Source organism: Streptomyces sp. NBC_01351, assembly GCF_036237315.1.
Taxonomy (GTDB): domain Bacteria; phylum Actinomycetota; class Actinomycetes; order Streptomycetales; family Streptomycetaceae; genus Streptomyces.
In genome coordinates, this window is record NZ_CP108356.1 from 5,835,480 (window position 1) to 5,854,748 (window position 19,269).

Below are 19,269 nucleotides of genomic sequence, written 5' to 3' on the forward strand. Positions count from 1 at the left end.
CCGATCGGCGCCTTTGAACCCTGTGGGATGGGATGCAGAAGGCCCCGGTGGCCGGACCTGGGGAGGTCGGCCGCCGGGGCCCTCGTATGTCTGCTGCTGCGGCTGGTGGCTTAGTACCAGTGGTTGGCGGACCAGAAGTTCCAGGCCTCGACCGGGCTGCCGTAGCGCTCGTTCATGTAGTCCAGGCCCCACTTGATCTGGGTGGCCGGGTTGGTCTTCCAGTCCGTGCCCGCGGAGGACATCTTCGAGGCCGGCAGGGCCTGCATCAGGCCGTACGCGCCGGAAGAGGAGTTGGTGGCCTGGTAGTCCCAGCCGCTCTCGTGCTTGACGATGCGGTCGAACGCGGCGAACTGGGCCGGGTCCTTGATCATCTGCTGGGCGATCGCCTTGGCGCTCATCGGGGCGGCCTGCGCGGGAACCGCGGCAAGCATGGAACCGGCGACGCCCAGGGCGAGGACGGTACCCGCGAGGGTCTTCTTGGAAGCGGCGATGCGGCGGATGACGGCGTTGGACACGGAGGGACCTTCCGAAGGGGACAAGGACGGTCGCGGGCATGTCGAAGACATGCGTGAGCCACTCACGCGGAGGAGAGGGGTTCGTCGGCGGCGGGTGAAGCACCCATGCCGCCTTGCGACTCATCCAGTTCTACAGACGCCCGGACCCCCTGGCAAAGACCCCTCTTACTAGTGGTCCTCGCAGCCGGGGCGGAACGTCCCGCCCGGGTGGGGGTCGGGGTTTCCGCAGGTGAAGGGCGGTGCGAAGGGGGTCATATGGGGTGCTTAAGGACTACTATTCAGGTTCGTATGTGACCTGGGTCCTGTGGGGCGGGTCACCGCTGAGAGCCCCGAATCTCACCCTCTGTCGCCGTTCGTACCCCTTTCGGGGGCGTGGTCGAGGGCGCTTCGGACCCCGGAATCGAAGGAAACGGGCGCGTCGAAGGCAGCTTTCCGAGTCGCCCGCCGCAGAGCCTTCAGCAGCGTGGCCCCCAGCGTGAGCGTCAGGACGACGGTCAGCGCGGCCCGCCCCAGATCCCAGCCCAGCGAAGTCGCCAGGCAGTACGCGACGAAGCGCGCGAGGTTCGCCGCCACCGGGTCCCCCGGATGGAAGGAGACGCCCTGGCCCATGCCCTGCAGGATCACCCAGCCCTGCAGGTTCATGATCGTGCCGTACGCGAACGAGCCCACGAAGCCGTACGTCGCCAGCATCAGCAGCTCCGCCCGACCCCGTATCCGCTCCGGACCGGGCAGCAGCCCGGCGCCCAGCGAGAACCAGCCGAGCGCCAGCATCTGGAACGGCATCCACGGGCCGACACCGCCGGTGAGCAGGGCGGACGCGAACATCGTCACGGAGCCGAGGACGAAACCGAAGCCCGGCCCGAGGACGCGCCCGCTGAGCACCATCAGGAAGAACATGGGCTCCAGGCCGGCCGTACCCGCGCCCAGCGGCCTCAGCGCCGCCCCGACGGCCGCGAGCACGCCGAGCATCGCCACCGCCTTGGCGTCCATGCCGTTGTCCGCGATGGTCGCGACCACGACGGCCACCAGGAGGGGGAGCAGTGCGGCGAAGAGCCAGGGGGCGTCCTGGGAGTGCGCGAGCCCGGACTGCCCGTCGGCGAGGAGCGGCCAGCCGAAGGCGGCGATGCCGATGAGGGTGACGAGCACGAGGGCGACGGCGGCGCGGGGGCCGATGCGGACGGGGCGGGTCGCGCCGCGGGTCGCCCTGCCGGTCGCTCCGCCGGTCGCTCCGGGGGTCGGGGGAAGGCTCATGCGGGGGCCGTCCCGGGGGCGGTTCCCGCAGTCGGGGGTTCAGGGGGTCGATGCGCTTGCGGCGGGGCCGCCAGGGCCTCGGCGACCTGGCTCACCGTGAGCCAGTGGCCCGGGGCCAGGACCTTCGCGACCTGCGGCGCGAAAGCGGGGGAGGAGACGACCACCTCGGCGGTCGGGCCGTCCGCGACGACCTCCCCGCCCGCCAGGATCACCACGCGGTGGGCCAGCTCGGCGGCGAGCTCCACGTCATGGGTGGCCAGGACGATGGCGTGGCCCTCGGCGGCGAGACCGCGGAGGATCTCGATCAGCCGGGCCTTGGCGGCGTAGTCGAGACCGCGGGTCGGCTCGTCGAGCAGCAGCAGCGCGGGGCGGCCGGTCAGCACCAGGGCGAGGGCCAGGGCGAGGCGCTGCCCCTCCGAGAGGTCCCGGGGGTGGGTGTCGTCGGGGACGTCCGGGAGCAGTGACGTGACCAGGGCGCGGCAGGTACCGGGGGCCGCGCCCGCGTCGGAGTCGGCGGCGGCGCACTCGGCGGCGACGGTGTCGGCGTAGAGGAGGTCGCGGGGCTCCTGCGGTACGAGACCCACGCGCCGCACCATCTCCGGCGGCGGGGTGCGGTGGGGGGCGCGGCCCCCCACGGTCACCTCGCCGGTGGCGGGCGGGACGGTGCCGACGAGGGCGGCGAGCAGGGTGGACTTGCCGGCGCCGTTGCGTCCCATGAGGGCGACGGTTTCGCCGGGCGCGACGGTGAGGGTGACTCCGCGGAGCACTTCCGTGCGGCCGCGGCGGACCCCGAGGTTCCGGGCCTCGGCCACGGCTTCCGTGCCGGTGCCGGTGCCGGCGGCTGCGGTTGCGGGGTGGCTCGGCGGCTGGCTCCGGCGGAGCAGGCGGGCCAGCAGGCCGGGGCGGGGTGCGGGTTGCCGCTGCGCGGAGCCGTCCCCTCCCCGCCCCTTCCCGAAACTGGGGGCTCCGCCCCCAGACCCTCCCCCAGCTACCGCTGGGGGTGCCCCCAGCGCCTCAAACGCCGGCGAGGCTGGATCTTCGCCGCCGTCAGCGGAGAGGTGCGGGCCGCGCAGCATCGCGCCAGGTCCCGCACTGGCGCTCTGCGCGGCGCCGGCGCCCTGCGGGCCGGCTTGCCCCGCGGGCGATGCGGGCTCCGCCGAGCGGAAATCCAGCCCCTCCGGCGATTGAGGAGCGGGGTCCGGGGCGGAGCCCCGGGAAACGGCGCCGCGGGCGGGAGCGGACAGCAGGGGCGCGGGGTTCCCCGCAGCCGCGAGACGGGTACGCAGCGGCGCCGCCACGCGACGGGCGTCGCGGACCGACAGCGGCAACGGCGACCAGCCCGCCAGGTGGCCCAGGGAGACCACCGGGGGGTGGACCGGGGAGACGGCCATGACCTCCGCCGGGGAGCCGAGGACGGGCTCCGCGCCCGGGGCGGGCAGGAGCAGCACCCGGTCGGCGTACTGGACCACCCGCTCCAGCCGGTGCTCCGCCATCAGGACGGTGGTGCCGAGATCGTGGACCAGGCGCTGGAGCACCGCCAGGACCTCCTCCGCCGCCGCCGGGTCCAGCGCGGACGTCGGCTCGTCCAGGACCAGGACCTTCGGGTGCGGGGTCAGCACCGAGCCGATCGCCACCCGCTGCTGCTGCCCGCCGGAGAGCGTCGCGATGGGGCGGTCGCGCAGTTCGTTCAGGCCGAGCAGGTCCAGGGTCTCCTCCACCCGCCGGCGCATCACCGCGGGGGCCAGGCCCAGGGACTCCATGCCGTACGCCAGCTCGTCCTCCACCACGTCCGTCACGAAGTGCGCGAGGGGATCCTGGCCTACCGTGCCCACCACGTCCGCGAGCTCGCGCGGCTTGTGGGTGCGGGTGTCGCGGCCCGCGACCGTCACCCGGCCGTGCAGGGTGCCGCCCGTGAAGTGCGGGACCAGCCCGGAGACGGCACCCAGCAGGGTGGACTTGCCGACCCCCGACGGGCCGACGAGGAGGGTCAGCTCCCCCTCCGGGATCACCAGGTCGACGCCCTGGAGGGAGGGGCCGGCCGCGCCGTCGTAGGTGACGGACACCTGCTCGAAGCGGATCAACGGGATGTCTCCTTGGGCGGTACGGGCGGTACGGGCGGTACGGGTGCCACGAAGGCGGGCAGCAGGCCGATCAGGATCGCCGCCGCCGGCCAGAGCGGGAGCGTGGGCGCGACCAGGGGCACCACGCCCGGGTGCAGGGCGGCAGGGTCGCGCGTGCCCGCGTAGACGAGGAGCGCGGCGACGGTCGCACCCGATCCGGCGACCAGCCAGGCGCGCGGCCCCCAGCGGTCGGGCCGGTAGCGGGTCCGCACCGACCGGCGACCGCCCAGCCGCAGGCCCCCGAGGGCCAGCAGCAGACCGATGCCGAGCACGGGCAGCCCGTACGCGGCGCCCTCCGCGGCCAGCAGCCCGTACGTGCCGGCGCACATGCCGAGCAGACCGCCGAGGGTGAGGACGTTGGTGGTGTGCCGCACGGCGGGAGGGACGTCGGCGGTGCGCCCGTACCCGCGGGCGTCCATCGACGCGGCGATGGCGACGGAGCGCTCCAGGGCGCCCTCCAGGACGGGCAGGCCGATCTGGAGGATCGCCTTCACCCCGCCCGTGGGGCGTCCGCGCAGCCGGCGGGCGGTGCGCAGGCGGACGACGTCGGCGACCATGTTCGGCGCGAACGTCATGGCGACGACCACGGCGACGCCCGCCTCGTACAGGGCGGCCGGGAGCGACTTCAGCAGCCGCGCCGGGTTCGCGAGGGCGTTCGCGGCGCCGACGCAGACCAGGAGGGCGGCCAGCTTGGCGCCGTCGTAGAAGGCGAAGACGAGCTGCTCGGCGGTGACCTTGCCGCCGAACCGGATGCCCTGCGCCCACGCGGGCAGCGGGACCTCCGGGAGGGTGAAGAGGGTGTGCGAGCCGGGGATGGGGGAGCCCAGCAGCATGGAGAAGACGAGGCGCAGGCCGATGACGAACAGACCGAGCTTGAGGAACGCCCCGTAGGAGCGCGCCCACGGCGCGTCCGTGCGGCGGGCCGCGACCACGTACCCGGCGACGCCGACGATCAGCCCGAGGAGCAGCGGGTTGGTGGTCCGCGAGGCGGCGGTGGCCAGCCCGAGCGCCCACAGCCACCAGGCCCCCGCGTGCAGGGCCGTCGCCCGGCCGGCGAGCGGAGCCTGCCATTTCTTGTACTTGTACGTCGGCTGGTGCGGGGGCTCACCCGCTGCGGCGGGGCTCCGCCGGGCCGGTCGCGTGTCGCCGGGTGCGGGTCCGGTGGGGGCGGGGGTGGGCTTGCTCCGGCGGAGCAGGCGGGCCGGCAGGCCGGGGCGGGGTGCGGGTTGCCGCTGCGCGGAGCCGTCCCCTCCCCGCCCCTTCCCGATCCTGTGGGCTCCGCCCCCAGACCCTCCCCCAGCTACCGCTGGGGGTGCCCCCAGCTCCTCAAACGCCGGAGGGGCTGGATTTTCGCCGCCGTCAGCCGAGAGGTGCGGGCCGCGCAGCCTCGCGCCGGCCCCGGCGCGGACGTCTTCGCCGTCAGCGCCCTGCGCGGTGCCGTCGCCCTGCGGGCCCGTTTGCCTCGCGGGCGATGCGGGTTCCGCCGAGCGGAAATCCAGCCCCTCCGGCGATTGAGGAGCGGGGTCCGGGGCGGAGCCCCGGGAGACGGTGGCGCGGGCGGGCTCGGACAGTGGCTGCCCCGCCGGCCCGGCCGGGCCCGGCGTCGGGCCCGTCATCGGGCGCGGCGGCGGGACTGCCAGATGCCGGCCGCGGCCAGGGCGGCCACCGCCGCGAGGCCGGCCACGAGGCCCGCCGACGGGCCGCCCTCGTCCGCGGCCGGTGCGGCCACGGCGGGGGACGCCGATGGTGTCGGGCCGTCGGCCAGCGGTTCGCCGCAGCCCTGCTTCGGGTAGCCCGAGACCGCGCACAGCATCGCCGCGCCGTTGTAGCGCAGCGGCTTCGCCACCGAGGCGAGGGCCTCCGCGGTCGAGGCCTCCGGGGCCACCACCGCGCAGGCCGTGCGCGGGGCCTCCTGCGGCGGGGCCTCGCCCGAGGGGGCGTCCGCCGGGAGGCCGAAGTCGACGACCAGCGCCACCCGCTTCTTCCCCTCGGCCGCCGGGGTCGCCCCGCAGATCGCCGAGAAGTCCGCCGCCGCCCGCGGCTGCGCCGCCTCCGCGGCCGCGTCCTTGCTCACCGCGAAGCGGAAACCCTGCACGGAACCGTCCGCCGGGCGGGCCATAGAGGGGCCCACCTGGGCGTACGACCAGGGTCCGCCGCCGGCCGCGCCGGCCGCGCCGGCCGCGCCGGCCGCGCCGGCCCCACCGTCCCAGAACGACCAGTAGCGGTAGCTCGAAGCCAGCGCCGGGGACGCGGCCAGTACGGCCAGGACGGCGCCGAGCAGCACGGCGAGCAGCGGTGTGCGTACGGATATGCGGAGCGGGAGGCGGCGGCGACGCATCAGAGCTGGTTCTTCTTGCGGCGGCCGCTCAGCAGGATGCCGATGCCCACGCCGGCCGCGGCGCCCGCGCCGATGATCCACCAGACGCTCTGGCCGCCGGACGGCTTGTCCTTCTCGGCGTCGACGTCGGTCGCGGCCGAGTCCGCGCCCTGCGGCGCCGGGCCGGTCGCGTTCAGCGCCGACACGAGGTCGGTGCCGCCGAAGGCCTTCGGGTCCGTGCCCGTCGCGTGCGCGGCCAGGATCAGCGTGCCGAGGCCCGCCGGGTTGCCCTTCGCCCACTCCGCCGAGTTGCCCTTGAGCCACTCCAGCGCACCCGCCGCCGACTGCTTGTGCCCGGCCGCGGCCAGGGCGATCACCGCGTCGACGGTGTTGCCGGTGTCCGGGGTCGGCTGGTCCGCGCCCGGGGTGACCGCCGTGAGGTGGCCGTCCTTCTTGAGGGCCTCGGCCAGGTATCCGGCCGCGCCCTGGGCCAGGGCCGCCGGGTCGGCCGCCACGTCGGCGGAGGCCGCCGGGCAGGTCAGCGGCGCGGCGGGGGTGTCCGTCGAGGACAGGGCCACGGCCGAGCCCTTGCCGAGGCCGGCCAGTGCCGCCGCGGCGGTGGCGTCGGCGTTGGCGATCAGCTTGCCGTCGACCGGCTGGTAGGCGAAGGAGCCCCGGTCGGTGGCCGGGTCGGTGGCGCAGCCGAGCTGGAAGGCGGCCAGGCCCTGGTAGGCCGACTTGCCCGCCTTCGACTTCACCTCGGCGGGCTTGTCGCCCGCGACCGCGAGGGCGCTGATCACCAAGGCGGTGGAGTTGGCGTCACTCGGGGAGCCGGGGACGTAGGACCAGCCGCCGTCCTCGTTCTGGACCGCCTTCAGCCAGTCCGTGCCCTTCTTGACCGCCGCGTCCTGGCCGCCGAGCGCCTTCAGCGCCTGGACGGCCGCTGCGGTGGCGTTCGTGTCGAACATCGTCGTCGCCTCGCACGCCCCGGAGGCGTCCGCGCGGAACGCGGCGAAACCGCCGTTCGCGCACTGCTGGCCCACGAGCCAGTCCACGGCCTGCTGGGCGGGCTTCACGCCGACGGTGTGCTGGGCGAGCAGCGCGAAGGACTGGCGCCACACGCCGTCGTACGTCGGGTCGTTCTTGCCGTACAGACCCGAGGGGACCACCGGCGGTGCGGACGGGGAGGGCGACGCGGTGTCGGCGAGGGCTGCGGGGGCGGCACCCACACAGAGCACGGCGGAGGCGGCGAGCGTGGCGGCGCTGCGGCGGACGTTCATGGGGGCGGGTGGTGCCTCTCCTGCTGGGGGAACTGGAGGCAGGCACGCGAAGGCACCGGGCTCCGGCTCCGTTTACCTCGACGGTGCCGGCCGCCGGAGGACCCGGCGGCACGAGCCGCGCACCTCCGGTACGGGGCATTCCGGCTCTCCGCCCGACAGGAGCCGGGGCGTGTCACGGTTGCGGGTCAGCGCCGGATTCGCACCGGCTTCCCCCCGTACGGAAGTGAGGACGACCCGCTCACTGTACCGGCCCGTAGCCTGCGGGCACGGTGGCACCGGGCCCCGGCGCCCCTTACCAGCCACTGGGGGGCGCGCCCCGTGCCGCGTCTGGTACCGCCCCTCCCGGGCGGTCGCCTACAGCGCCCGGTACGTCACCGGGTCCGTGCCCGGGACGGCCTCCGCGCGGCCCTGCTTCACGAGCCGCCGCAGGTGGGCCTCCGCTTCCGAGACGGCGATGTTGCGGGAGCCGTACGGGATCTGCTCCCAGGGCCGGTTCCACTCCATCCGCTCGGCCAGCCCCCACGGGGTCAGCGGCTCGGCGAGCAGCGCCCACAGCCCGGTCAGCCGCTCCTCGTGGTGGTCGAGGAGCTCCCGCACGCGGCCGGGCGCATCGGTGAAGGCGTGCTGGTGGGCGGGGAGCACCTCGGCCGGGTCGAGGCGGCCGATGCGTTCGAGGGAGTCGAGGTAGTCGCCGAGGGGGTCGGTGACCCGGTCGCTCTGCGGGTCCTCGTACAGGCCGATGTGCGGGGAGATCCCGGGCAGCAGGTGGTCCCCGGAGAAGAGGCGGCCGTTGCCGGGGAGGTTCGCCGGGTGGGTCTCCTCCAGGTGGAGGCAGACGTGGCCGGGGGTGTGGCCGGGGGTCCAGATCGCGCGCAGCCGGCGCCCGGCGAGGGGGAGCAGCTCGCCGGGGACGATCTCCCGGTCGGGGACGGCGGCCCGCAGCCCGGGCAGGGTCCGCATCCGGCCGCTCGTACGGGCGGCGCGGAGCGGGGCGATGTGCGCCTCGGGGGCTCCGGCGGCGGCGAGCTTCTCGCTCATGTAGTCGAACCACACGCCCGGTTCGGAGGCCCGGGTGCGTACGACGACCTCGGTGTCGGCGGCGTGCATGGCGATCCACGCCCCGGACACCTCGCGGACCTGGCCGGACAGGCCGTGGTGGTCGGGGTGGTGGTGGGTGATGACGACGCCGTGGACGTCGGCGACGGCGATGCCGAGGGCGGCGAGGCCGGCGACGAGGGTGTCCCAGGACTCGGGGTCGTCCCAGCCGGTGTCGACGAGGACCGGGCCGCGGTCGGTGTCGAGGACGTGGACGAGGGTGTGGCCGAGCGGGTTGTCGGGGATGGGGACCTTGATCCCCCACACGCCGCCGCCGTGATCGGTGGTGTGTGCAGTGTCCTCTGCTGCGTCCTCTGCTGCCATGCGCCGTCCCCTGCCTCGACCGAGCTCGAATAAGAACGTGTTCCACTAGTAGCCCAAGTCGACCACTTCTCCGGCTTCCTGACTAGTCGTTGGATCTTCTCCGCTCTTCTGTCCTGGCCGTGGACTCCTAGAACTAGAACTGGTATCAGTTCTGCAACGCCAAGCCGCAGGAGGCCTCAGCCATGACCGAGCTCGTGGAACACGGACAACTGTTCATCGGCGGGGAGTGGACGGATCCGCTGGGCACCGACACGATCCGGATCGTCTCCCCCCACACCGAGCAGGTCATCGGCTCCGTCCCGCACGCCTCGAAGGCGGATGTGGACCGCGCCGTGGCCGTCGCCCGCAAGGCCTTCGACGAGGGCCCCTGGCCGCGGATGACCCTGGACGAGCGCATCGCCGTCGTCTCCCGGATCAAGGACGCCATCGCCGTCCGCCACGAGGAGATCGCCCGCTCGATCAGCTCCCAGAACGGCTCCCCGTACTCCTGGAGCATCCTCGCCCAGGCGCTCGGCCCGATGATGGTCTACGACGCCGCGATCACCGTCGCGCGCGCCTACCCGTACGAGGAGCGCCGCGCGGGCGTGCTCGGCCCGATCCTGGTGCGCCGCGAGCCCGTGGGCGTCGTGGCGGCCGTCATCCCGTGGAACGTCCCGCAGTTCGTGGCCGCGGCCAAGCTCGCGCCTGCCCTGCTCACCGGCTCGACGGTCATCCTCAAGCCCTCGCCGGAAGCCCCGCTGGACTCCTACATCCTGGCCGACATCGCCCGGGAGGCGGGCCTGCCCGAGGGCGTGCTGTCGATCCTGCCCGCCGACCGCGAGGTCAGCGAGTACCTGGTCGGCCACCCCGGCGTCGACAAGGTCGCCTTCACCGGCTCCGTCGCCGCCGGCAAGCGCGTGATGGAGGTCGCCGCGCGCAACCTGACCCGCGTCACCCTCGAACTCGGCGGCAAGTCCGCCGCCGTGATCCTGCCGGACGCGGACCTCGACACCACCATCGCGGGCATCGTCCCGGCCGCCTGGATGAACAACGGCCAGGCGTGCGTCGCCCAGACCCGCGTCCTCGCCCCGCGCAGCCGCTACGAGGAGGTGGCCGAGGCCCTCGCGGCGGCCGCCGGGGCGCTCGTCGTCGGCGACCCGCTCGACCCGGCGACCCAGCTCGGCCCGCTCGTGGCCCAGCGCCAGCAGCAGCGCTCGCTGGACTACATCCGCATCGGCCAGGAGGAGGGCGCCAAGGTCCTCTCCGGCGGCGGCCGCCCGGCCGGCCTGGAGCGGGGCTGGTACGTGGAGCCCACCCTCTTCGGCGACGTGGACAACTCGATGCGGATCGCCCAGGAGGAGATCTTCGGCCCGGTCGTCTGCCTGATCCCGTACGGGGACGAGGCGGAGGCGGTACGGGTGGCCAACGACTCGGAGTTCGGACTGAGCGGCAGCGTCTGGACCGGCGACGTCGAGCACGGCATCGACTTCGCACGGCAGGTGCGCACGGGCACCTTCAACGTCAACACCTTCAGCCTGGACATGCTCGGCCCCTTCGGCGGCTACAAGAACAGCGGCGTGGGGCGGGAGTTCGGCCCGGAGGGCCTGTCCGAGTACCTGGAACACAAGATGATCCACCTGCCGGCCGGGTATTCATCGGGCGCTGCCGGGGCCGGTGAGTGAGCGATGGGTGACCGCTGGCAGGTCGAGGTGGACCGGGGCGTCTGCATCGGCTCGGGCATGTGCGTCAACCACGCCCCGGACGGCTTCGTCCTGGACTCGGCACGCCAATCCCACCCCCGCACCCCGGAGTCGGACGCGAACGAACCGATCCTGACGGCGGCGGAGGGCTGCCCGGTGGAGGCCATCATGATCACCCTGGCGGAGACGGGCGAACCGGTGTTCCCGCCGGAGGAGTAGGGGGGGCGGGGGCGGGGGTGGGGTTCGGGTTGGCGGGACCTTCACTGAACGGAATCAGGGAGGGCTTGGGGGTTTCCCGTCAGTCTCATCGTCCTTCCGTGTCGGGCCGGCCTGTCAAGGGCGCTCCTCCTTCGTCGTCGCGTCGCTTCGCGATGGCCTTCGGCCACCCTTGACAGACCGTCCCGCCACGGAAAAACGAAGACTGCCGGGAAACCCCCAAAAGAACGGGCCGGGGGACAAAGGAAAGGGGCGGGGCGGTCGGGGATGTCCGGCCCTGCTTCGGCAGGGGGCAGGCCCCAGCCCGGGCCCGCCCCCTCGGGCTCCGGGCCGGGCAGTCGGCCGGCCCTCGCCAAACAGCGACCACAAGCACCCCAGCCCCCGACAGGCGCCACCAATCGCTACGCGCTCCTCGACGACGGCGTCCGCCGCCCGTCTTGGGCTGGTACCCGCACCAAACAGCGACCAGGAGCACATCAGCACCCGAGAGGCGCGACAGATCGCTACGCGCTCCTCACATCTCGGCGCCCGACGGCCGTCTGGGGCTGGTCACACACCCAAGTCGGCGCGGATGAGTCGGAGCGCTGCCACGGGGTCTTCGGCACGGGTGACCGAACGGCCCACGACGATGTGTGACGCACCGGCGGCCATGGCGGCACGTGGTGTTCCGGGTCGGGCGTGCTCTGCTTGTGATACGCCGGGCAGCGTGACGCCGGGCGTGACGATCAGGGAATCGGATCCCAGCGCATGTCGCAGGTGCGCGGCTTCCTGAGGTGATGCGATCACGCCGTGACATCCGGCGTCGTCGGCCAGCCTGGCCAGGCGCAGTACCTGTTCCTCAGTGGACGCATTGACGCCGATGTCGGCGAGGTCGGAGCCGGTCATGCTGGTGACCACGGTCAGGGCCAGGACACGTAGGCGAGGGAAGTCTCGGGCTGCGGTGACAGCGGCGGCCATGATGTCGGTGCCGCCCATGGCATGGACCGTCACCATCGACGCGCCCAGTGTCCCTGCCGCACGGACCGCGCCGGCAACGGAGTTCGGGATCTCGAAGAGCTTCAGGTCCAGGAAGACCTCATTGCCCTTGGCGACGAGGGACCGGATGAGGTCGGGTCCGGCCGCTGTGAGCAGTTCCAACCCGACCTTGTAGAAACGGCACTCGTCACCCAGGAGGTCGACGACCTGCTCAGCCGCTCGACGGCTGTCGAAATCCAAAGCGACGATGATCTGATCGGTTGACTCCACGCCGCCATTGTCAGCGATCAGGATGCGAGTTCCTGAAGAGCCTCCCAGGCGGCGGAGGAGTCGAAGAGCCGGAGTGATGGCCCCTGTTCGGAGGCCAGGACGGCGTAGTGCTCGGGGATGAGGGAGAGCCCCCAGGGCTCTTCGGCATGAGCACGGATCAGAAGACGACCGGAGGCCGTGCAGCGAATCCAAGGGACGAGGAGGAAGCCGGCCAGTTTTGGGTCGATGAGTTCGAGGGTGTAGGGGCCTTCGACCAGGAGCAGGGCAGCGGGCAGGCCATCACCAGGGCAGTCCAGGAGGCGAGGAGAGACTGCTTCCCGCACTCCCCACGTCTCGGCCACGACGGAGATCTCCGCCCGCGTGGTTTCGCTGAGGGGCACCTGGTGCTTGAGTAGGGCTCCCACCAGCAGATCCAGCCCCGCCTCCTGTTCCCCGATGCCCCGGCATCCCTGGACTTCATCGGCGTCGGCGGTGGGCAAGAGACAGGTGAATCGCTTCCAGACATCGGCTTCATCGGTCACCCGGAGAGGCTACGTCGGAGACACAAGCCCCAGACGGCCGTCGGGCGCCGAGACATGAGGAGCGCGTAGCGATCTGTCGCGCCTGTCGGGTGCTGATGTGCTCCTGGTCGCTGTTTGGTGCGGGTACCAGCCCAAGACGGGCGGCGGACGCCGTCATGGAGGAGCGCGTAGCGATCTGACGCGCCTGAAGGGGGCTGGGGTGCTTGTGGTCGCTGTTTGATGACGGCCGGCCGACTGCCCGGCCCGGAGGCCGGGGCGGAGGGCCCGGGGCCGGGCCTGCCTCCTCCCGGAGCAGGGTCGGAGATCCCTGACGGGCCCGTCCTTGGAAGTACTGGCCCGGCCCGTTCTTTTGGGGGTTTCCCGGCAGTCTTCGTTTTTCCGGGGCGGGGCGGTCTGTCAAGGGTGGCCGAAGGCCATCGCGAAGCGACGCGACGACGAAGGAGGAGCGCCCTTGACAGGCCGTCACGACACGGAAGGACGATGAGACTGACGGGAAACCCCCAAGCCCTCCCTGATTCCGCCCGGTGAAGGTCCCGCCAACCCCCGAGCCCCCGACCCCGCCCCACAGCACGGCCCCGCCCGCGCGTGGACCCGTACCCCACCCGCGCCTGGACCCGTCCCCCCACCCCGCCCCCCTACGGCAGCTTCAGGACTTTTCCGGTGACGTCAGGTCGATCAGGCGGCAGACCATTTCGATGTCGATCTTGACCTGGGCGATGGAGGCGCGGCCCGAGAGCCAGGTGATCAGGGCCGAGTGCCAGGTGTGTTCGATGACCCGGACCGCCGAGAGCTGTTCCGCCGTCGGCGGGGCGTCCAGGCCCATCGCGTCCAGGATGATCGCCGTGGTGAGCCGGGACACCGTGTCCACCTCGGGGCTCACGCTGCGGTCCGCGAAGGTGAGGGCCCTGACCATGGCGTCGGCCAGCTGCGGCTCGCGCTGGAGGGCGCGGAAGGCGCGCATCAGGGTTTCTGCGACCCGGGCCGCCGGGTCGTCGCCGGCCGGGGGGCGTTTGCGCAGCGTGGTGTGCATGTGCTGGAGCTGGTCCTGCATGGTCGCGACCAGGAGGTGCACCTTGGACGGGAAGTAGCGGTACAGGGTGCCGAGGGCGACGCTGGAGGACTCCGCGACCTCGCGCATCTGCACCGCGTCGAAGCCGCCACGGCTGGCCAGCTGGGCGCTGGCGTGCAGGATCCGGCGGCGGCGCGCCTCCTGGCGCTCCGTCAGGGGAGGGGACGCCGGTGTGGTGACTGTGGTGGCGAGGTTCTTCGCTTCCGGTGTCATGTGTCCCGTTCCTGGCGTTCCGTCGCGGTCCGTCGTGTTCCGTGTCGTTGCGGGGGGTGTGCGTGAGGCGGGTGTGGACTGGTTCGGGGCCAGCATCTCAGGCGTCGGAGTCGTGGCGCGAATCACCTGCTCCGCCTCTTACGGTGTGGTTTCCGGCCGGTAGATTCAATGGTCTTCAACGGATCAAGTCTGCAACTTGTTCTACATTATCCGAGCGGTTACGCTCCGGCGAAAGTGCAGGGATGAAGGGGGCCGAGAGTGACCGCTGAGGCCATGGTGACGAGCCCTTTCGCGGGTTCCGCCACCGACGGCGACCGCCCGCTGCGCATCGCACTCCTCACCTATAAGGGGAACCCGTTCTGCGGCGGCCAGGGCGTCTACGTCCGCCACCTCTCGCGCGAGCTCGTACGTCTGGGGCACTCCGTCGAGGTCATCGGCGCGCAGCCGTACCCCGTCCTCGACACGGGTGCCACGCTGACCGAGCTCCCCAGCCTCGACCTCTACCGGCAGCCCGACCCCTTCCGCACGCCGAAGCGCGGCGAGTACCGGGACTGGATCGACGCCCTGGAGGTCGGCACCATGTGGACCGGGGGCTTCCCCGAGCCGCTGACCTTCTCCCTGCGGGCCCGGCGGCATCTGGCCGCCCGCGCCGGGGAGTTCGACGTCATCCACGACAACCAGACCCTGGGGTACGGCCTGCTGGGCGACCTGGGCGCGCCCCTGGTGACCACGATCCACCACCCCATCACCGTGGACCGCAAGCTCGACCTCGCCGCCGCCAAGGACCGCAGGCGGCGGGCCTCCGTGCGCCGTTGGTACGGGTTCACGCGCATGCAGGGGCGCGTCGCGCGGCGGCTGCCCTCCGTGCTCACCGTGTCCGGGTCCTCCAGGCAGGAGATCGCCGAGCACCTCGGTGTGCGCGACGAGCGGATCCACGTCGTGCACATCGGCGCCGATACGGATCTCTGGTCGCCGGACCCCTCCGTCGCCGAGGTCCCGGGCCGCATCGTCACCACCTCCAGTGCCGACGTCCCGCTCAAGGGGCTCGTGCACCTCGTCGAGGCACTGGCGAAGCTGCGTACCGAGCAGCCCGACGCGCACCTCGTCGTCGTCGGCAAGCGTGCCGAGCAGGGCCCCGTCGCCCGCGCCATCGAGACGTACGGGCTCCAGGACGCGGTCCGCTTCGTCAAGGGGATCACCGACACCGAGCTCGTGGACCTGGTGCGCAGTGCACAGGTCGCCTGTGTGCCGTCGCTGTACGAGGGCTTCTCCCTGCCGGCGGCCGAGGCCATGGCCACCGGCACCCCGCTCGTCGCCACGACCGGCGGGGCGATCCCCGAGGTCACCGGCCCCGACGGGGAGAGCTGCCTCGCGGTGCCCCCGGGCGACGCGGGCGCGCTGGCCGTCGCGCTGGGCCGGGTGCTCGGCGACCCGGAGCTGCGCGCGCGGCTCGGCGCCGCCGGGCGGGAGCGGGTACTGACCCGGTTCACCTGGGCCAAGGCCGCCGAGGGCACGGCCGCGCACTACCGCGCCGCCATCGAGCAGGCCGCTGCCGCCCGCACCCGCCGCCCACGGTGACCCGCCGTCCGCGGTGACGTTCCACCAGACTCCGCTTCTCCCTCACCACCCCCGCGACCGCGAAGGCAGGACCCCGTGCTGACCGTCGATTTCTCCCGGTTCCCGCTCGCCGCAGGCGACCGCGTGCTCGATCTGGGCTGCGGCGCAGGCCGGCACGCCTTCGAGTGCTACCGGCGCGGCGCCCAGGTGGTCGCGCTCGACCGCAACGGCGAGGAGATCCGCGAGGTCGCCAAGTGGTTCGCGGCGATGAAGGAGGCCGGTGAGGCCCCGGCCGGCGCCACCGCCACCGCCATGGAGGGCGACGCGCTCGCGCTGCCCTTCCCCGACGACTCCTTCGACGTCGTCATCATCTCCGAGGTCATGGAGCACATCCCCGACGACAAGGGCGTGCTCGCCGAGATGGTGCGCGTGCTCAAGCCCGGCGGGCGCATCGCGATCACCGTCCCCCGCTACGGCCCCGAGAAGATCTGCTGGGCGCTGAGCGACGCGTACCACGAGGTCGAGGGCGGGCACATCCGCATCTACAAGGCGGACGAACTGCTCGGCAAGATGGAGGCGGCCGGCCTCAAGCCGTACGGCACCCACCACGCGCACGGGCTGCACTCCCCGTACTGGTGGCTCAAGTGCGCCTTCGGCGTCGACAACGACAAGGCGCTGCCCGTCAAGGCGTACCACAAGCTCCTGGTCTGGGACATCATGAAGAAGCCCGCGCTCACGCGGCTCGCCGAGCAGGCCCTCAACCCGGTCATCGGCAAGAGCTTCGTGGCGTACGCGACCAAGCCGCACCTCCCCGTGGACGCCGCGGCAGCCGTGGGCGACGCGGCCGCCGCGGGCTCCGCGGACGCTGCGGGCGCAGCCAAGTGAGCTCGCCGGAGCGCACCGAACACCTCGTCCTCGACGGGGTGTTGACGGCCGAGCAGGCCGCCGAGACCGCCGCGGGCATCCTCGCCGGGCAGCGCGCCGACGGGGCCATCCCGTGGTTCCGCGGCCACCACCTCGACCCGTGGGACCACACCGAGGCCGCGATGGCCCTGGACGTGGCCGGCGAGCACGAGGCCGCCGAGCGCGCCTACGCGTGGCTGGCCCGGCACCAGAACGAGGACGGCTCCTGGTACGCGGCCTACGCCGACCGCGCGGACGGCGTCGACACCGCGCAGCCGCAGGACGCGAGCCGGGAGTCCAACTTCACGGCGTACATAGCCGTCGGCGTGTGGCACCACTACCTCGCCACCGGCGACGACGCCTTCCTCGACCGGATGTGGCCGACCGTCTACGCGGCCATCGAGTGCGTGCTCGCCCTCCAGCAGCCCGGCGGCCAGATCGGCTGGAAGCGGGAGCCGGACGGCACGGCCGTCACCGACGCCCTGCTCACCGGGTCCTCCTCCATCCACCAGGCGCTGCGCTGCGCGCTGGCCGTCGCCGAGCACCGCGAGGAGCCGCAGCCCGACTGGGAGCTCGCGGTGGGCGCGCTGCGGCACGCGATACGCCGCCACCCGGAGCGGTTCCTCGACAAGAACCACTACTCGATGGACTGGTACTACCCGGTCCTCGGCGGCGCCCTGACCGGCGCCGAGGCGAAGGCGCGCATCGAGGAGCGGTGGGACGAGTTCGTGGTCCCGGACCTCGGCGTGCGGTGCGTCCTGCCGAACCCGTGGGTGACGGGCGGGGAGTCCTGCGAGCTGGCGCTCGCGCTGTGGGCGACGGGGGAGTCGGACCGGGCGCTGGAGATCCTGCGGTCGATCGGGCACCTGCGCGCCGACAACGGCATGTACTGGACGGGCTACGTGTTCCAGGACAAGGCGGTCTGGCCGGTCGAGCAGACCACCTGGACGGCCGGGTCGCTGCTGTTGGCCGTCGCGGCGCTGGGCGGGGACGAGGCCACCACCCAGGTGTTCGGCGGGACCTCGCTCCCGGCCGGGCTTGAGCCGGACTGTTGCGACTGATCGGGACGGGACGGCCTCAACGGCGGTAGAGCCAGCCGGCGACGGCGTGGCCGACCAGGACGTAGACCACTGCTGCCAGGCCGTAGCCGATGACGACCTGGACCCATTCGCGGCTGAAGGTGAACAGGTCGTAGGACCAGCCGGCCAGCCAACTGGCGGCGTCGTGGACGAAGGCGACCAGCTCGTTGCCCTGGTTGGCGTCCAGCAGGTAGAGCAGGATCCACAGGACGATCACGAGGGCGAGCATGTCCGCCACCAGGGCGACGGCCCGGCCCGCCTGATTGCTTCCTCGGGTTCTTACTCGCGTGTGTGTGGGCATGCTGCGCGTCTTGCCGCCCGTTGGGGTCGTAAACCCGAACGGGTCCGCCGAGTTGCGCCTCCTCAGGGGCGGGGGGAGGGTGCGGGGGACGCCTCAGTCCCCGGAGGAAACCGTGTCCGTGCCCACGACTGTCCGATTCCGCCGAGCCCTCACGGCAGTGCTCCTGTCCACCGCGCTGCTCACCGGAGCCACCGCGTGCGGCAGCGGCGGTGGCGGCTCCACCGAGGCCCAGGGGGGCCAGATCTCCATGGCCTCGGCCGCCGAGCTGGCGGCCCTCGCCGCCGCCCTGCCGGCCGCCGGAGAGGCGGACGAGGCGGCCGCCCCGACGCCCTCGCCCAGTACCTCCGCCGAGAAGCAGAAGTTCGCCAAGACGCGCTTCGTCGCCAACGCCGGGCTCGCGGCCGGGGCGACGTACCAGTGGATCGTCAAGCCGTACCGCGAGGGCAAGTTCAAGAAGGGCGCCAAGGGCCGTACCTTCGCGCTCATCAAGGCGGGCCTCGCGGGCGCCTTCGCCTACAACCGGCTCAAGGCGGCCGCCGACAACGCCAAGGGCGACCCGCTGCTGTCGAAGGCGATGGGCCCGCTGACGGCCGGCATTGCCTCCCTCAAGGGGCTCGGCACCAAGCTGCGCAAGGGCGAGGCGGGTGATTCCGACATCGACGCCTTCCAGGACGTGATCGACGGGGTCAAGAACGCGGGCAAGGACGCGGGCGCCGTGGTCACGGACAAGGTCCCGAGCCTCTCCCAGCTGGGCGGGTAGCGGGGGAGGGGGCCGGAAGGGGCCCCGAACGGGTCCCCCGAGTGGCGGAACCGGGCGCCCCGGGCGAGGCTGCGGAAGATCCCCCAGCCCCCGGAGGCACCCGTGTCCATACCCCGTACCGCCCGACTCCGCCGCGCCCTGGCCGCGGTGTTGCTGTCCACCGCGCTGATCGCCGGGACCACCGCGTGCGGCAGCGAAAACAAGGACACCAGCGCGACGACCGTGACGGGGACGGCCACGCCGACCAGCGCGGAAGAGGCGCAGAAGTTCGCGAAGACGCGGTTCGTCGCCAACGCCGGGCTCGCGGCCGGGGCGACGTACCAGTGGATCGTCAAGCCGTACCGCGAGGGCAAGTTCAAGGAGGGCGCGGACGGCCGCAAGTTCGCGCTCGTCAAGGCGGGCCTCGCGGGCGCGTTCACGTACAACCGGCTCAAGGCGGCCGTGAACAACGCTAAGGGGGACGAGCTGCTGTCGAAGGCGGTCGCCCCGCTGACGGCGGGCATCGACTCCCTCAAGGACCTCGGTACGAAGCTGCGCAAGGGCGAGGCGGGCGAGGCCGACGTCGGCGCCTTCGAGAACATCATCAACAACGTGAAGGACGCCGGGAAGAGCGCGGGCGCGGAGGTCACGGACAAGGTTCCGAGCGCGTCGGAGCTGGGCGGCTAGGGCGCGGCTCGCTTCGGCGCGGGCTCTGCCGGGGCGGGGTCGGTGTGGTGCCGGCCCGGCCGGGTCCGGGAGCGCGCCGGGGCGTCTCCTCGGGCGTCGAACGTGTCGGGGGGTCGGTGGGCCGAGGGTGGTTGTGTTCGACGCCCTGCGGGGACGCC

Annotated in this window: 18 protein-coding genes; 7 read left to right on the top strand and 11 right to left on the bottom strand. The window is 72.9% G+C overall.

The window, feature by feature from the left end; translation table 11 throughout:
* Positions 1-110: 110 nt before the first annotated feature.
* From OG625_RS26885 to OG625_RS26915, 7 genes are all read right to left on the bottom strand, one after another.
* On the bottom strand, positions 111-515 hold the full coding sequence (locus tag OG625_RS26885) for a transglycosylase SLT domain-containing protein (RefSeq protein WP_443067780.1): 405 nt from the start codon (positions 513-515) through the stop codon (positions 111-113).
* Between the two features lie 336 nt (positions 516-851).
* On the bottom strand, positions 852-1,766 hold the full coding sequence (locus OG625_RS26890) for an ECF transporter S component (RefSeq protein WP_329386094.1): 915 nt from the start codon (positions 1,764-1,766) through the stop codon (positions 852-854).
* On the bottom strand, positions 1,763-3,847 hold the full coding sequence (locus OG625_RS26895) for an ABC transporter ATP-binding protein (RefSeq protein WP_329386096.1): 2,085 nt from the start codon (positions 3,845-3,847) through the stop codon (positions 1,763-1,765). Before OG625_RS26895 ends, OG625_RS26890 begins: the two co-directional genes overlap by 4 nt.
* Positions 3,844-5,082 (bottom strand): energy-coupling factor transporter transmembrane component T, encoded by a 1,239-nt coding sequence (locus OG625_RS26900; RefSeq protein ID WP_443067909.1) that lies wholly within the window; start codon positions 5,080-5,082, stop codon positions 3,844-3,846. Before OG625_RS26900 ends, OG625_RS26895 begins: the two co-directional genes overlap by 4 nt.
* A 416-nt stretch (positions 5,083-5,498) precedes the next feature.
* Positions 5,499-6,224 (bottom strand): SCO2322 family protein, encoded by a 726-nt coding sequence (locus OG625_RS26905; protein ID WP_329386098.1) that lies wholly within the window; start codon positions 6,222-6,224, stop codon positions 5,499-5,501.
* Complete coding sequence (locus OG625_RS26910) at positions 6,224-7,483, bottom strand: prenyltransferase/squalene oxidase repeat-containing protein (RefSeq protein WP_329386100.1); 1,260 nt, start codon at positions 7,481-7,483, stop codon at positions 6,224-6,226. Before OG625_RS26910 ends, OG625_RS26905 begins: the two co-directional genes overlap by 1 nt.
* Before the next feature lie 354 nt (positions 7,484-7,837).
* Positions 7,838-8,902: an MBL fold metallo-hydrolase gene (locus OG625_RS26915; protein ID WP_329386102.1), complete on the bottom strand. Its 1,065-nt coding sequence runs from the start codon at positions 8,900-8,902 to the stop codon at positions 7,838-7,840.
* A 182-nt stretch (positions 8,903-9,084) separates the two neighbouring features.
* Between OG625_RS26915 and OG625_RS26920 the strand changes: the two genes are divergently transcribed.
* Complete coding sequence (locus OG625_RS26920; RefSeq protein ID WP_329386104.1) at positions 9,085-10,563, top strand: aldehyde dehydrogenase; 1,479 nt, start codon at positions 9,085-9,087, stop codon at positions 10,561-10,563.
* A 3-nt stretch (positions 10,564-10,566) separates the two neighbouring features.
* Positions 10,567-10,800 carry a ferredoxin gene (locus tag OG625_RS26925; RefSeq protein ID WP_329386106.1) on the top strand — a complete coding sequence of 78 codons (234 nt, stop codon included), beginning with the start codon at positions 10,567-10,569 and terminating at the stop codon, positions 10,798-10,800.
* Positions 10,801-11,346: 546 nt separating this feature from the next.
* On the opposite strand, the gene pyrF is transcribed toward OG625_RS26925, so the two are convergent.
* The 3 genes from pyrF to OG625_RS26940 form a co-directional block, all read right to left on the bottom strand.
* Positions 11,347-12,042, bottom strand: coding sequence for an orotidine-5'-phosphate decarboxylase (gene pyrF / locus OG625_RS26930; protein WP_329386108.1), 696 nt, complete (start codon positions 12,040-12,042; stop codon positions 11,347-11,349).
* 17 nt (positions 12,043-12,059) lie between these two features.
* The gene (locus tag OG625_RS26935) at positions 12,060-12,563 is read right to left on the bottom strand and encodes a hypothetical protein (RefSeq protein ID WP_329386110.1); all 504 of its coding nucleotides are present in this window, start codon (positions 12,561-12,563) and stop codon (positions 12,060-12,062) included.
* Between the two features lie 646 nt (positions 12,564-13,209).
* The gene (locus OG625_RS26940) at positions 13,210-13,845 is read right to left on the bottom strand and encodes a TetR family transcriptional regulator (protein WP_329386112.1); all 636 of its coding nucleotides are present in this window, start codon (positions 13,843-13,845) and stop codon (positions 13,210-13,212) included.
* A gap of 258 nt (positions 13,846-14,103) precedes the next feature.
* Between OG625_RS26940 and OG625_RS26945 the strand changes: the two genes are divergently transcribed.
* From OG625_RS26945 to OG625_RS26955, 3 genes are all read left to right on the top strand, one after another.
* The gene (locus OG625_RS26945) at positions 14,104-15,423 is read left to right on the top strand and encodes a glycosyltransferase family 4 protein (protein WP_329386114.1); all 1,320 of its coding nucleotides are present in this window, start codon (positions 14,104-14,106) and stop codon (positions 15,421-15,423) included.
* Between the two features lie 75 nt (positions 15,424-15,498).
* Positions 15,499-16,287, top strand: coding sequence for a class I SAM-dependent methyltransferase (locus OG625_RS26950; protein ID WP_329386116.1), 789 nt, complete (start codon positions 15,499-15,501; stop codon positions 16,285-16,287).
* A complete protein-coding gene (locus OG625_RS26955; protein ID WP_329386118.1) occupies positions 16,284-17,366 on the top strand; it encodes a prenyltransferase in 1,083 nt (360 codons plus the stop codon). Before OG625_RS26950 ends, OG625_RS26955 begins: the two co-directional genes overlap by 4 nt.
* A gap of 16 nt (positions 17,367-17,382) precedes the next feature.
* Here OG625_RS26955 and OG625_RS26960 read toward each other — a convergent pair whose 3' ends face one another.
* The gene (locus OG625_RS26960; RefSeq protein ID WP_329386120.1) at positions 17,383-17,685 is read right to left on the bottom strand and encodes a hypothetical protein; all 303 of its coding nucleotides are present in this window, start codon (positions 17,683-17,685) and stop codon (positions 17,383-17,385) included.
* A gap of 118 nt (positions 17,686-17,803) precedes the next feature.
* On the opposite strand from OG625_RS26960, the gene OG625_RS26965 reads away from it, so the two are divergent.
* Positions 17,804-18,445, top strand: coding sequence for a hypothetical protein (locus OG625_RS26965; protein WP_329386122.1), 642 nt, complete (start codon positions 17,804-17,806; stop codon positions 18,443-18,445).
* Between the two features lie 108 nt (positions 18,446-18,553).
* Positions 18,554-19,111, top strand: a complete 558-nt coding sequence (locus OG625_RS26970) for a hypothetical protein (protein ID WP_329390981.1) — start codon at positions 18,554-18,556, stop codon at positions 19,109-19,111.
* Positions 19,112-19,269 lie beyond the last annotated feature (158 nt).